General features: G+C 60.2%; 11 protein-coding genes and 1 pseudogene. 1 reads left to right on the top strand and 11 read right to left on the bottom strand.

Translation table 11 applies throughout. From position 1 onward, the window contains the following. Positions 1 to 139 precede the first annotated feature (139 nt). Both PMI34_RS28315 and PMI34_RS09740 read right to left on the bottom strand, forming a co-directional pair. Positions 140 to 298, bottom strand: a complete 159-nt coding sequence (locus tag PMI34_RS28315) for a YqaE/Pmp3 family membrane protein (RefSeq protein WP_003228885.1) — start codon at positions 296 to 298, stop codon at positions 140 to 142. A 205-nt stretch (positions 299 to 503) separates the two neighbouring features. After that, a complete protein-coding gene (locus PMI34_RS09740; RefSeq protein WP_008051580.1) occupies positions 504 to 1,787 on the bottom strand; it encodes an aspartate aminotransferase family protein in 1,284 nt (427 codons plus the stop codon). A gap of 169 nt (positions 1,788 to 1,956) precedes the next feature. On the opposite strand from PMI34_RS09740, the gene PMI34_RS09745 reads away from it, so the two are divergent. Then, positions 1,957 to 2,886 (top strand): LysR family transcriptional regulator, encoded by a 930-nt coding sequence (locus tag PMI34_RS09745; RefSeq protein WP_008051578.1) that lies wholly within the window; start codon positions 1,957 to 1,959, stop codon positions 2,884 to 2,886. 227 nt (positions 2,887 to 3,113) lie between these two features. On the opposite strand, the gene PMI34_RS09750 is transcribed toward PMI34_RS09745, so the two are convergent. From PMI34_RS09750 to PMI34_RS28825, 9 genes and pseudogenes are all read right to left on the bottom strand, one after another. Then, on the bottom strand, positions 3,114 to 4,892 hold the full coding sequence (locus tag PMI34_RS09750) for an acyl-CoA dehydrogenase C-terminal domain-containing protein (RefSeq protein WP_008051577.1): 1,779 nt from the start codon (positions 4,890 to 4,892) through the stop codon (positions 3,114 to 3,116). Positions 4,893 to 5,067: 175 nt separating this feature from the next. Beyond that, on the bottom strand, positions 5,068 to 6,864 hold the full coding sequence (locus PMI34_RS09755; protein WP_008051575.1) for an acyl-CoA dehydrogenase C-terminal domain-containing protein: 1,797 nt from the start codon (positions 6,862 to 6,864) through the stop codon (positions 5,068 to 5,070). An 85-nt stretch (positions 6,865 to 6,949) separates the two neighbouring features. Next, positions 6,950 to 8,242 (bottom strand): GGDEF domain-containing protein, encoded by a 1,293-nt coding sequence (locus PMI34_RS09760; RefSeq protein ID WP_008051573.1) that lies wholly within the window; start codon positions 8,240 to 8,242, stop codon positions 6,950 to 6,952. A gap of 196 nt (positions 8,243 to 8,438) precedes the next feature. Beyond that, on the bottom strand, positions 8,439 to 10,244 hold the full coding sequence (locus tag PMI34_RS09765; protein WP_008051571.1) for a phenylacyl-CoA dehydrogenase: 1,806 nt from the start codon (positions 10,242 to 10,244) through the stop codon (positions 8,439 to 8,441). A 278-nt stretch (positions 10,245 to 10,522) separates the two neighbouring features. After that, positions 10,523 to 10,819, bottom strand: a complete 297-nt coding sequence (locus PMI34_RS09770; RefSeq protein ID WP_008051569.1) for a hypothetical protein — start codon at positions 10,817 to 10,819, stop codon at positions 10,523 to 10,525. 123 nt (positions 10,820 to 10,942) lie between these two features. Further along, positions 10,943 to 11,623 carry a dethiobiotin synthase gene (gene bioD, locus PMI34_RS09775; RefSeq protein WP_008051567.1) on the bottom strand — a complete coding sequence of 227 codons (681 nt, stop codon included), beginning with the start codon at positions 11,621 to 11,623 and terminating at the stop codon, positions 10,943 to 10,945. Then, on the bottom strand, positions 11,620 to 12,432 hold the full coding sequence (gene bioC / locus PMI34_RS09780) for a malonyl-ACP O-methyltransferase BioC (protein ID WP_008051566.1): 813 nt from the start codon (positions 12,430 to 12,432) through the stop codon (positions 11,620 to 11,622). The genes bioD and bioC overlap by 4 nt, the downstream gene beginning before the upstream one ends. Next, entirely contained in the window at positions 12,425 to 13,156 is a 732-nt protein-coding gene (locus PMI34_RS09785) for an alpha/beta fold hydrolase (RefSeq protein WP_008051556.1), read from the bottom strand. The genes bioC and PMI34_RS09785 overlap by 8 nt, the downstream gene beginning before the upstream one ends. Then, positions 13,149 to 13,277: pseudogene (locus PMI34_RS28825) on the bottom strand (8-amino-7-oxononanoate synthase); the annotation flags it as partial. The gene PMI34_RS09785 and the pseudogene PMI34_RS28825, both read right to left, overlap by 8 nt.

Raw genomic sequence — 13,277 nt, 5'->3', positions numbered from 1 at the left:
GCTCATTGCCGAAACGGTGGCGTCCCCTTCGCGGGCAAGTCGGATCGCCGCACCGCCGCTCCCACAGGATTTGTGCACGCCACAGAAACTGTGGGAGCGGGCTTGCTCGCGAAAGCGATCTATCCAGCGCCGCAAAAACTCAGCGCTTGGCGATGATGTAAACCGCATGCACGATCCCAGGAATGTAACCGCACAACGTCAGCAGAATGTTCAGCCAGAACGCCCCGCCGAATCCTACTTGCAGAAACACACCCAGTGGCGGCAACAGGATGGCGATGATGATGCGAATAAAGTCCATGGGGCAGCTCCTGATTGGGGTGGACTCGTTCGAGCCCTACAGCTAATCGACCTGTGCCGCTTGTCAGGGTTCAGTCACTCTACTCCCAAGCTCCGCCCCTTCGTTGAATTTCGTAGACAAAAAAACGCCCCACGCCAAAAATATCGGGCGTGAGGCGTGCGTATTACCGCGAGACGGTTCGGGAATGCGTGCAGGGCGCGTCGGATCAGACGGCAATCCCTTTGCGGCACTGCAATTGCGCGGTGCGTACTCGGGAGAAGGCGCGCGCCAAGCGCAGGAGCATTTCGTCGATGTTGGCGATGCTGACATTGAGCGCAGGGGTAAAGCGCAGGCAGTCGGGTTGCGGGGCGTTGAGTAGCAGGCCTTCGTACAGCGCGGCCTTGACCACAGCGTCGGCGGAATCGTCCGACAGCGTCAGCCCCCAAAGCAGCCCTTGTCCGCGCAACTCGCCGTGGCCGTAACGATGGGCCAGACGCGCCAATCCTTCACGCAGATGCTGACCGGCCTCTGAGATGTGTTTGAGGAAAGCCTTGTCCTGCACGGTATCGAGCACCGTAAGTCCCGCTGCGGTCATCAACGCATTACCGTGATGACTGCCTGTCACCTCGCCAATGTCGAAACAGCAAGCCTTGCCCCGCGCCAGCAGCGCGGCCAATGGCACGCCGCCGCCCAAGCCTTTGCCGAGCACGACGATATCCGCCGTGACGCCGCAGGACTGTTCCGCGAGCAAGGTGCCACAACGGCCGATGCCGGTTTGCACTTCATCAAGGATCAGCAAAATGCCAAGTTCACGGCACAAGCGTTCGACGCCCTTGAGGTAGTGCGCGGTGGCCGGGATCACGCCGGCTTCACTCTGGATCGGCTCGAGCATGATCGCTACGGTCCGTTCATCCACGGCCGCATGCAACGCTGGCAGGTCATTGAACGGAACACGACTGAAGCCTGGCAGTTGCGGCTCGAATCGGTTGATCAATGTCGAACTGTCCGACGCCGAAATCGTCCCCAGGCTCCGGCCATGGCATCCGTTGTTGGCCACAATGATTCGCGACGCACCGCCGCGATGCCGTTGACCCCATTTGCGTGCCAGCTTTATCGCTGCCTCGCAGGCTTCGCTGCCGGTATTGAGCAGACAGGCCTGATCACTGCCGGTGCTGGCACATAGGTGTTCGGCGAGGCTGAGCATACCGCGGTTATGCAGGCCGAAGCCCGGATTGATCAGTGACTGAGCCTGGGCAGTAATTGCGTTGACCAGTACCGAAGGGCTATGACCGAGGCTGTTGGCCCCACCGCCCTGGGAAAAATCCAGGTACGCACGGTCATCGCTGTCCCACAACCATGAACCCTGGCCACGCACAAACAATTGTTTCGGCCGCTCGACACTGGGCATCAAGTACTCGCTGGAAAGGTTTACGCCTTGGGATGACAGGGAGGCGTCCATGACCAGATCATCAAGACTGGGAGGACTGCGGCGCAGACTGAACAGATTCATCTGAAACAACCTCTTTTGAGGTTTTTTGCCTTACCTATGTAAACACCATCGAAGCAAAGGGTATTCATCGCGCTCTGTGGCCCTGTAAGCCCTGTGAATGCGGTTAGACTAGGCTCAGGCGAGGCGTTCAGCCATTTCGATTTCCCAGCATTTTCGATAAGCAATACTTATGGATTTCAAGCAACTGCGTTATTTCGTCGCGGTCTATGAAGAAGGTCACGTGGGCCGGGCCGCCGAGCGCCTGTCCATCTCCCAGCCAGCGCTGTCCCAGCAGATCCGCCAGCTTGAACAAAACCTTGATGTGAGCCTGTTCGAGCGCAGCAGCAAACGCCTGTTGCCGACCCTCGCGGCCCATACGCTGTACAACCACGCCCTGCCTTTGCTCGATGGTCTGCAACGGGCACGGGAAGCGCTCGGCAACTTCAAGGGTCAGGCGCTGCGCACCTTGGCCATTGGTGTGTTGCAGACCGTGCATACCAGCCTCGTTCCACAGATGCTCGAACGCGTGCGCAAGGCGCAGCCGCATCTGGTGGTGCAGATCTATGAACTGACCGGCCTGGAAATCGAGCGGCGACTGCTCAACGGTTCTCTCGATATCGGCATCAGCTACCTGCCGCCCCGCCAGCCCGGTTTGCATGGCGTGATGCTGTACGAAGATGAACTGACCCTGGTCATCCCGGCAGAGCACCCACTGCGTGAATTCAAGAAAGTATCCATGAGTCAGGCCGCCGAACTGCCGATGTTGCTGCTGGGCGAGGAATTTCAGATCAGACAGATCTGGCAGGCACAGCTGACAAGCCTGGGACGTCGTCCACAGGTGCAAGCCGAATTGAACAACATGGCCGGCATCCTCGACAGCCTGCCCCACACGCGCCTGGCGACGGTGCTGCCCGGACGCTCGCAAAAGACCCATGGCAACCACGAACTGCTGTGGAAACCCCTGAGCGAACCCCGAGTGCCGCTGAAAGTCGGCTTGGTGTGTCGGGATGTGCAACGGCAGCAGACCTCGCTGGCCTTGCTGCGGACATTGCTGGAAGAAGTGATAAATGGCCCGGCTGAACGTTTGAACAGCCCGCAGGCCCTGGACGGGCTGAGCTAGAAACTTTTCTTCGGGCAAAAGAAAACCCCGCCGAAGCGGGGCTTTGCAGACTGTTTCCCTGACATCCATTTCACTCCGCCGTCCTGGCAGAATCCTACGTGTCCCTGTTGTTGCTTTGCGCTTCCTGCGCTACGTCCATGTGAAGTAGATTAGCTCTGGATCCAATTTGCATCTATGGGAGAACAGCAGCACGTTATGTAAGAGAATGCTTACAAAATACTACTTCCTCAGAATTGTCCTGCATCCAGCAGGAACAACGATTCACTACCGGCCTTCACCGACGCGCTCAACGAGTGAATGCGCGGCAACAGACGGGCGAAATAGAACCGCGCCGTGCCCAGTTTGCTGGCGTAGAAATCGTCTTGCGCTTCCTTGCCAAAAGCCGCTTTGGCCATCAGGGCCCACATGTAGGCGTAGGCGGTGTAACCAAACACTTGCAGATACTCGACCGACGCCGCGCCGATTTCGTTCGGATTGGTTTTCGCACGGTCAAGCAGCCACGCGGTCAGCTCATCGAGGGTGGTCACGGCGTCGTTCAGTGGCTTGGTGAACTCGGCGAGGTCCGCGCTGGCGGTCGCCGTGAAGTGACGAATCTCGTCGGCGAACAGGTTGTAGAACGCCCCGCCGCTACCCACGATCTTGCGCCCGACCAGGTCCAGCGCCTGAATGCCGTTGGTGCCTTCGTAGATCTGCGTGATGCGCACATCACGCACCAGTTGCTCCTGGCCCCATTCACGGATGTAACCGTGGCCGCCAAAGACTTGCTGGCCGTGTACGGTGGTTTCCAGGCCGAGGTCGGTCAGGAACGCCTTGGCCACCGGGGTCAGCAACGCCACCAGGTCTTCCGCGCGCTTGCGGGTGGTTGCATCTTCGCTGAACTTGGCGGTGTCCAGTTGCATCGCCACGTAGGTGGAGAACGCACGGCCCCCTTCGTTCGAGGCTTTCATGGTCAGCAGCATGCGACGCACGTCCGGGTGGACGATGATCGGGTCAGCCACTTTGTCCTTGTTCTGCGCACCCGTTGGCGAACGGCTTTGCAGACGGTCGCGGGCGTATTCCACGGCGTTCTGGTACGAGCGCTCGCCCGTGGCCAGGCCCTGGATACCGACGCCCAGTCGCTCGTAGTTCATCATGGTGAACATCGCCGCCAGGCCTTTGTTCGGCTCGCCGACCAGATAACCCACGGCTTCATCGAAGTTCATCACGCAGGTCGCGGACGCCTGGATGCCCATCTTGTGTTCGATCGAACCGCAGTTCGCCGGGTTGCGCGCGCCGAGGCTGCCATCGGCATTGACCATGAACTTCGGCACCAGGAACAGCGAAATGCCTTTCGGTCCCGCCGGTGCATCCGGCAGCTTGGCCAGTACCAGGTGGATGATGTTTTCGGTCAGGTCGTGTTCGCCACCAGTGATGAAGATCTTGGTGCCGCTGACCTTGTAGGAACCGTCGGCCTGAGGCTCGGCCTTGGTGCGAATGATCCCCAGGTCTGTACCGGCGTGCGGCTCGGTCAGGCACATGGAACCGGCCCAGATGCCGGCGTACATGTTCGGCAGGTACGCGGCCTTCAGTTCTTCGCTGGCGTGGGCGTTGATCGACAGGCAAGCGCCGGCGGTCAGCATCGGGTACAGGCCGAACGACAGGCTGGCGGAGTTGACCATTTCTTCGACCTGGGCCGAAACGGCTTTGGGCATGCCCATGCCGCCGTAGGACGGATCGCCACCGACACCGACCCAGCCGCCTTCAGCGTAGGTCTGATAGGCCTGTGGGAAACCTGCCGGCGTGGTGACGGCACCGTCCGCCCAATGGCAACCTTCTTCGTCAGCGGCACGGCTCAGCGGTGCGATGCTTTTGCTGGTGACTTTGCCGGCTTCTTCCAGGATGGCTTCGACCGTTTCTGCATCCACAGTCTCGGCCAGTGCAGGCAGTTCGGCCCAGAGTTTGGCGACCTCGAAAACTTCATTGAGGACGAAGCGCATATCGCGCAGGGGCGCTTTGTAGTCAGCCATGGCAAACCTCGCAAGATCTATACAGGTGATTCACAGGAAGAGTGTTTTCGTTGGTTCGGAGTGTACCTCAACAACTTTTGCGACACATAGGGTCAACTCATGACCATTTTGTTATTTTTAGTCATCAACAAAAAAGCCCGCGCAAGGCGAGCTTCTTTGTAACGGATTTATATGACTAAAGCGCAAACAACTCCGCCGGCAGCTGCATCAGGCAATCGCTACCCGCCTCTATGGCCGCACGATGAGCGGCAGTGCGTGGCAACAGACGCTTGAAGTAAAACTCGCTGGTCGCCAGTTTACCCCGGCAGAAGTCGCCATCACCGCTGCCCGCATCGAGCTGCGCCTGAGCCACCAACGCCATGCGCAACCACAGGTAGCCGAGGATGATGTAACCGCTGTACATCAGGTAATCCACCGACGCGGCACCGACTTCGTCCGGGTTTTTCATCGCCGCCATGCCGACCCTGGTGGTCAACTCACCCCACTGCTGGTTCAGTTGATTGAGCTGCGCCACATACCCGGCCAGTTGTGGATGCTCGGCGTTCGCCGCGCAGAACTTGTGGACGATTTTGGTGAAACCGCGCAGCAACTTGCCCTGGCTGCCGAGCACCTTGCGCCCGAGCAGGTCCAGCGCCTGAATGCCGTTGGTGCCCTCATAGATTGGCGCGATCCGGCAGTCGCGTACCAGTTGCTCCATGCCCCATTCGCGAATGAACCCGTGGCCGCCAAACACCTGCATGCCGTGGTTGGTCACCTCCAGCCCGGTGTCGGTCATGAAGGCTTTGCAGATCGGCGTGAGGAACGCCAACAAGTCTTCGGCATCCTGACGCGCCGTTTCATCCGGGCTCAGGTGTGCAACGTCGAGCAACTGCGCGGTGAAGTAGGTCAGCGCGCGGTTGCCTTCGTTGAAGGCTTTCATGGTCAGCAACATCCGCCGCACATCAGGGTGCACGATGATCGGGTCAGCGGCCTTTTCCGGCGCTTTCGGGCCGGTCAGCGAGCGCATCTGCAAACGGTCGTTGGCGTATTTGATCGCGCCCTGAAAGCTCGCCTCCCCCAGACACAGCCCTTGCATGCCGGTGCCCAGCCGCGCGTGGTTCATCATGGTGAACATGCAGTTGAGGCCCTTGTTCGGCTCGCCGATCAAAAAGCCCTTGGCCTCATCGAAGTTCAGCACGCAAGTGGCCGAGGCCTTGATGCCCATTTTGTGTTCGATCGAGCCGCAGGACACGCCATTGCGCGCGCCCGCTTCGCCCGCCGCATCGGGCAGGAACTTGGGCACGATGAACAGCGAAATGCCCTTGGTCCCGGCCGGTGCGTCCGGCAATTTGGCCAGCACCAGGTGAATGATGTTGGCGCTCATATCGTGCTCGCCGGCGGAGATGAAGATCTTGCTGCCGGAGATCGCGTAGCTGCCATCGGCCGCAGGCACGGCGCGGGTCTTGATGATGCCCAGGTCGGTGCCGCAATGGGCTTCTGTCAGGCACATGGTGCCGGTCCATTGGCCGGCGGTGAGCTTCCTCAAATAGGTCTGCTTTTGCGCCTCGGTGCCATGGGCGTGGATCGCCGACATCGCACCGTGGGTCAGGCCGGGGTACATGCCCCAAGAGGTGTTGCTGGAGGCCACCATCTCGCTGATGACCAGACCCAGAGAGATCGGCAACCCTTGACCGCCGTAAACCGGATCCGCCGCCAGGCCATGCCAGCCGCCCTCGACATATTGAGCGAATGCCTGTTTGAAACCCGCGGGTGTGGTGACCACGCCATTGTCGAAATGGCAGCCTTCTTCATCGCCACTGCGGTTGAGCGGCGACAGCACGTTTTCGCAGAACTTCGCCCCTTCCTCGAGGATCGCATTGACCATGTCCGGGCTGGCATCGGTTGCCCCCAACGCGGCGTAGTGGCGGTGAAAGTCGAAGACGTGGTCGATCAGAAAGCGCATGTCGCGCAAGGGAGCTTTGTACTCGGGCATGGTCATTCTCCGTCGGCAGATTTCTCCAACCTACTGCTGCCGACCATGCCTCACAATCACTTTGCGCTCGCTGAATGCGCCATCATCACTCAACCGTAGCGGCGTCCATGCGCACGGCGCCACGACGGTTCTGCCCGAACGCCATCACGCAGTTGCGTCCGGCGCCCTTGGCGCTGTAGAGCGCCTGGTCGGCGGACTTGAGCACCTCCTCCGGGGTGCGTTGATCGATGCGTTCGGCAACGCCGATACTGACCGTCACCGACACACTCGATGCAGCGGAACCGGCACGCCGCTGGCGCCCCTGATGATCGTCCTGCGGGCGGTTTTCCTGATTGCGCAACTGAATGTTGTAAGTGGCGATGGACTCGCGGATGACTTCCAGGTGCGGCATGCACTCTTCGAGGGTCTTGCCTGCAAACACCAAGGCAAATTCCTCGCCGCCATAGCGATACGCCTTACCGCCACCGCCGATTTTCGACAGCTTGCTGGCCACCAGCCGCAGTACCTGGTCGCCGACATCGTGGCCATGGGTATCGTTGAATTTCTTGAAGTGGTCGACGTCGCTCATGGCCAACACGTAGTTGCGCCCCAACCGTTGCAGGCGTTCATTCAGCGCACGACGGCCCGGCAGCCCGGTCAGTTCGTCGCGGAAGGCCATTTGATAGGCTTCGTGGGCAACGGCGGCGGCGATCATCAGCATCACCTGGCTGCACATGATGTTCAGCGTGAACGGCAGGATGAAGGTTTTCGGCAACATCCAGAACAACCCGAGCAATCCCACCAGTTGCGCGGCATGCAGCGGTCGCGGGTTGCGCCAGTACTGCCAGGCCAGCAGCAGGAACGCAGCGATGAACACCGGGTAGGACAACTGGATCAGGCTCATCCAGGCGCCATGCAAGGCAGGCCAGCGAATCTCCGACAGCCAGATCAGCAGCGCATGTGGATAACTTTGCTCAAGCCCCAGCGCCACGCTGCCCACCGCGAGCAAGACCGCGAAGCGCGCCACCATGTCCTGGAACAGATGGGTGCGCTCCTGCCACGCCGCGAACACGCCAAACAGCAGCGGCAGCAGCAGGCAACACAAATGAAAGACCACGGCGGCATCGTCACGTACCTTGCCGTTGTCGCGGTAATAATCGGTCTGGGTGTCGAGCAGGGCGTAGGCGATGTACACCGTGACCATCAGAAACAGTTCACGCTGGCGTCGGTACACCGCGCAATAGGCGCCACCGAGCAACAGCACCAGGGTGGGCAGCACGTTGAACAGCGACGTGAAGAAGACGTTCAGATCCTTGATGTAAGCAGCCGCAAGCCCCGCCAGTAACAGCACTAATGACGGCAGGAAATGACTGAAACGTACGGCAGATGAGCGCGGCAAGGGTAAAGCTCCGACCCGTCAATTCAATAGATGGCAATGTGCCCACTACTGTAACGGCAGGTAGCCCGAGTTACTGAGTGAATTAGTGAGGTATTTTTAAAGGGCGTTACAAACACTTATTCCACAGGCAGCCCTTAAAGCAAAAAAGCCGCTGTTCCCGAAGGAGCAGCGGCTTTTTCAAGTACTTCGTTAAGGCTTAGTAGCCCAGGTCGAAGTTCTCTTCTTTCATGTCCATCAGGTTGTTGGCGCCCGACAGCATGGTTGCAACGTGAGTGCGGGTACGCGGCAGGATGCGCTGGAAGTAGAAACGCGCAGTCTGCAGCTTGGCGGTGTAGAACGCCTCTTCGGATGTGCCGGCAGCCAGTTTCTCGGCAGCCAGACGCGCCATGTCAGCCCAGAAGTAGGCCAGGCAGGCGTAACCGGAGTACATCAGGTAGTCCACGGAGGCCGCGCCGACTTCTTCGCGATCTTTCATGGCAGCCATACCGACCTTCATGGTCAGCTCGCCCCATTCCTTATTCAGTGCAGCCAGCGGAGCGACGAACTCTTGAACCGCTTCGTTGCCTTCGTTGGTCTGGCAGAACTTGTGGACGATCTTGGTGAAGCCCTTCAGAGCCTCGCCTTGGGTCATCAGCACTTTACGGCCCAGCAGGTCGAGAGCCTGGATACCGGTGGTGCCTTCGTACAGCATCGAGATGCGGCTGTCGCGGACGTTCTGCTCCATGCCCCACTCGGCGATGAAGCCGTGGCCGCCGTAGATCTGCACGCCGTGGTTGGCCGACTCGAAACCGACTTCGGTCATGAAGGCTTTGGCGATTGGAGTCATGAACGCCAACAGTGCGTCGGCTTTTTTCTTCTCTTCTTCATCCACGCCGTACTTGACGATGTCGACCTGCTTGGCGGTGAAGTAAACCATCGCACGGTTGCCTTCGGCGAATGCCTTCATGGTCAACAGCATGCGGCGTACGTCAGGGTGCACGATGATCGGGTCAGCGGCTTTGTCCGGCGCTTTCGGGCCAGTCAGCGAGCGCATCTGCAGACGGTCGCGAGCGTATTTCAGGCCGCCCTGGAAACCGACTTCAGCGTGGGCCAGGCCTTGCAGCGCTGTACCCAGGCGTGCGGTGTTCATGAAGGTGAACATGCAGTTCAGGCCTTTGTTCGCCGGGCCGATCAGGAAACCGGTGGCACCGTCGAAGTTCATCACGCAGGTGGCGTTGCCGTGGATGCCCATCTTGTGTTCCAGGGAACCGCAGGACACGGCATTGCGCGCGCCAACCGAACCATCGGCGTTCGGCATGAACTTCGGCACGATGAACAGGGAGATGCCTTTGGTGCCAGCCGGTGCATCCGGCAGGCGGGCCAGTACGATGTGGACGATGTTGTCGGCCATGTCGTGTTCACCGGCCGAGATGAAGATCTTGGTGCCGGAAACCTTGTAGGAACCGTCGGCCTGAGGCTCGGCCTTGGTGCGCAGCATGCCAAGGTCGGTGCCGCAGTGCGGTTCGGTCAGGCACATGGTGCCGGTCCACTCGCCGGAAACCAGCTTGGTCAGGTAAGCCTCTTGCTGCTCAGGGGTGCCGTGCTCGGAGATGGTGTTCATCGCACCGTGCGACAGGCCTGGGTACATGCCCCACGACCAGTTGGACTCACCAACCATTTCGCTGATGGCCAGGCCCAGAGACTCCGGCAGGCCTTGGCCACCGTGCTCTACGTCGTGAGCCAGGCTCGGCCAGCCACCTTCGACGAATTGCTTGTAGGCTTCTTTGAAGCCAGTCGGAGTCTTGACACCGGACTCGCTCCAGGTGCAACCCTCGATGTCACCCACGCGGTTCAGCGGAGCCAGTACCTGCTCACAAAACTTGGCGCCTTCCTCGAGAATGGCGTCAACCATGTCCGGAGTTGCGTCGGCACAAGCCGGAAGGCTCTGATAGTGCGCTTCGTAGCCGAGCAGCTCGTCACGAACGAAGCGAATATCACGCAAGGGGGCCTTGTAGTCAGGCATAGCGATAAACCTCTGCTGATGTAACCGGGAATGAACGACCGCATTGATTTGTTGTTGCGATCAAACAGTTGTTTGAAACATACGTTTACGCCCAAATCTTGTCAAGCGTCGATCATTTGCCGTTCGTCATCGCAGGATTGGACACACAGGCACGCGACAACGCAGCCGCGCTTGCGAAGCAGCCCGCCACACCGAAAAGATTAGTTGAACAAGAAAGGCTTACGCAGAAAAACGCCGCGAACAGGCGTGGCGCTGGAGGGTGCAAATTCTTTAGAGAATCAAGCGTAGGTATCGATCAACGTTCCAAGCACTTCGTCGGCTGCCTTGGCGACTTTCACGCCCAGCTCCGCCTGAATCTTGCCTTGGGCCATGTCGATCACGTTGCTGGCGAGGTCCGATTGCCGGCTGCGATCAACCGATCGCAGACGATCGACCTGTGCCTCGGAGGACTGGCTGGTGACCGAACGCTCGAGGGTGGTGTTGGCGATCTGCCCGGCGGCTTGATCGACGCGGTTCTGCCCTGCCTGAAGGGTGCTCAGACCGGCATAAAAAGCGGTGCTTCCTGAGATTTCCAAGGGAGAACTCGTCCTTTCAATGGATCAACAGTGGCCATTGAAGCAGAGTGGCCAGCAAAACACCCGACAAAAACACTAATGGCACAGTGCCTTATCATAGGCAAAGCCCGCATTGCGAAAACTTCAGTCCAACAGGTCCAGTTGCAAGTGCTCGGCCACTGCCTCGGCCGTGACGACCTTGAGTTTAGGCACACGCCCCAGGCACGGTGCCGGGAGGCGCTCGGCAAGGGTAGCCAGGTTTTCTTCCAGCCGCGAGGTCTTCGGGTCGATGATGTTGGCCACCCATCCCGCCAGTTGCAAACCGTCCCTGGCAATCGCTTCGGCGGTCAACAAGGCATGGCTGATACAGCCCAGGCGTACACCGACCACCAGGATCACCGGCAGCTTCAATGCGATGGCCAGGTCCGACAGATTGTCCTGATCCGCCAAGGGTACGCGCCAGCCGCCAGCGCCTTCGATCAGGGTGAAGTCCGCCTGCATGCTCAGAATCTGCCGCATCGGCGTCAGCAACGACTGCACCGTCAGCGCCACGCCCGCTTCTCGCGCCGCCAGATGCGGGGCAATGGCCGGTTCGAAGGCCATCGGATTGACCTGTGCATAGGTCAGCGGCAGCGAACACTCCGCCAGCAAGGTCAGCGCATCGGCGTTGCGCAAGCCTTTGGGCGTCACATCGCAACCGGACGCGACCGGCTTGCCCGCCGCCGTGCTCAATCCCGCCGAGCGCGCCGCATGCAGCAACCCGGCAGCGACCGTGGTTTTACCGACATCGGTATCTGTGCCGGCGATGAAATAGGCTGCGCTCATAAGGGTTTCTCCAAAACGGCGTACACCACTTGATAAGTCGCCGGCAGGCCCTGGGCCTGACGAAACTGTTCGTAAGCCTCGATCAGGCCCAAAATCCGCGCCCGGCCGGTCAAGCCACCTGGCCGCCCGGGATTGAGATTGTGCGCACCCAACGCCTTGAGTTCATGGGTCAGGCTACGCACATCCGGGTAATGCAGCACGTGCGCAAGGTTATGCAGACTGACTGTCCTCAAGCCGCTGGCCGTACACAACCGCTGATAAACACCAAACTCCCGGAAGCGGTTGACGTGCACCATGCCGTCGACTTCGCGCCAGCTGTCACGCAATTCGAACAACGTCCCTACACACAGACTAGCAAACGCGAAAATGCCGCCCGGTTTCAGCACCCGAAAGGCTTCACTGAGCACCGAGTCGAAGTCCGCGCACCACTGCACCGCCAGGCTGGAGAAGATCAGGTCGCAGGTCGAATCCCGCAGTGGCAACCGCTCGGCATCGCCGGCCACGAAGTGCGTGGCACCGCCCAATGGCCGGGCGTGGTTGAGCATGCCCTCGGCGATGTCCAGCGCCACACCGTGACTGCCCGGAAATTGCTCGTCCAGGGCACGACTGAAATGCCCGGTGCCACAGCCCAGGTCCAGCCAGCGCTGCGGTACGAAGTCCTGCGGCAAGCGCCCGAGCAATTGGCTGCCAACATCGCGCTGCAACTCGGCCACGCTGTCATAGCTGGCCGCCGCGCGGGAGAATGATGCTGCAACCTGGCGCTTGTCAGGCAAGGCGCCGGGCAGGTTGGGAAAGGATAGATCAGTCATCGCCGGACTCATGCAAAAAGGCCTGGATCGCCCCCGCCACACCGTGGGGATCCTCCAGGAGAAACCCGTGGCTGGCCTGTTCAATCAGACCGATTTCGACATCCGGCAGCAATGCCAGCAACTCGCCCGCCGCTTGCGCCGGCACCAGACCGTCGAGGCCGGCGAACAGATGCAGTTGCGGACCACGGAACGATTGCAGTGCCTGTCGGGTATCCAGTTGCGCGAGCACTTGCAGACCACTGAGCAGCACCGGCGCGGCGGTGTTTGGTGCGCCACCGAGCAACAACCGCGACAATCCGCGCGGGTCTTCGGCGCCCTGGGCGCAGAGCAGTGAAAAGCGTTTCAACGTCGCGCGCGGATCGGCTTCGCATCCCGCCAGAAACGCATCGAAGGTTTCCCCGGGCATGGCGCTTGACCATTGATCATGGGCGACAAAAGAAGCGTTGCTCGCCAGGGTGAACACGCCACAACAGCGATCGCCACGCCGGGCCGCCAACTCGCAGGCAAGCATGCCGCCCAATGACCAACCGCCAAGCCAGACGTCTTGCGGCAAGGTCGAATCAAGCTCATCGAGCCACTCTTCAAGATCGCTCGACTCCAGCTCCGGCAACTGCTCAATCTCGACGTGCAGGTGCTCATCCAGACCACGCAAGGCCGCCGCCAAAGGCTCCAGCGGTGAAACGCCAAGGCCCCAGCCGGGCAGCAGAATCAGACGATCACGCATGGCTTGGCTCCGGCTTCAGTTGCTGAAAACAATCGGCCAGTCCGTTTAACAATAGCTGTACCTGGGCCTCGCTGTGGGCAGCCGTCAGCGTGACCCGCAGCCGGGCGCTGCCGGCGGGGAC

The organism is Pseudomonas sp. GM74 (assembly GCF_000282455.1).
Taxonomy (GTDB): Bacteria; Pseudomonadota; Gammaproteobacteria; order Pseudomonadales; family Pseudomonadaceae; genus Aquipseudomonas.
Note: the sequence above shows the minus strand (reverse complement) of the source record. Positions and strands in the feature narration are given on the sequence as shown.

Bases quoted from the DNA above. Each gene is read 5' to 3' on its own strand.
- PMI34_RS09765 (WP_008051571.1), bottom strand. From the start codon at position 10,244: ATGCCTGACTACAAGGCCCCCTTGCGTGATATTCGCTTCGTTCGTGAC.
- PMI34_RS09740 (WP_008051580.1), bottom strand. From the start codon at position 1,787: ATGAATCTGTTCAGTCTGCGCCGCAGTCCTCCCAGTCTTGATGATCTG.
- PMI34_RS09745 (WP_008051578.1), top strand. From the start codon at position 1,957: ATGGATTTCAAGCAACTGCGTTATTTCGTCGCGGTCTATGAAGAAGGT.
- bioD (WP_008051567.1), bottom strand. From the start codon at position 11,623: ATGAGCGCAGCCTATTTCATCGCCGGCACAGATACCGATGTCGGTAAA.
- PMI34_RS28315 (WP_003228885.1), bottom strand. From the start codon at position 298: ATGGACTTTATTCGCATCATCATCGCCATCCTGTTGCCGCCACTGGGT.
- PMI34_RS09785 (WP_008051556.1), bottom strand. From the start codon at position 13,156: ATGCGTGATCGTCTGATTCTGCTGCCCGGCTGGGGCCTTGGCGTTTCA.
- PMI34_RS09755 (WP_008051575.1), bottom strand. From the start codon at position 6,864: ATGCCCGAGTACAAAGCTCCCTTGCGCGACATGCGCTTTCTGATCGAC.
- PMI34_RS09750 (WP_008051577.1), bottom strand. From the start codon at position 4,892: ATGGCTGACTACAAAGCGCCCCTGCGCGATATGCGCTTCGTCCTCAAT.
- bioC (WP_008051566.1), bottom strand. From the start codon at position 12,432: ATGACTGATCTATCCTTTCCCAACCTGCCCGGCGCCTTGCCTGACAAG.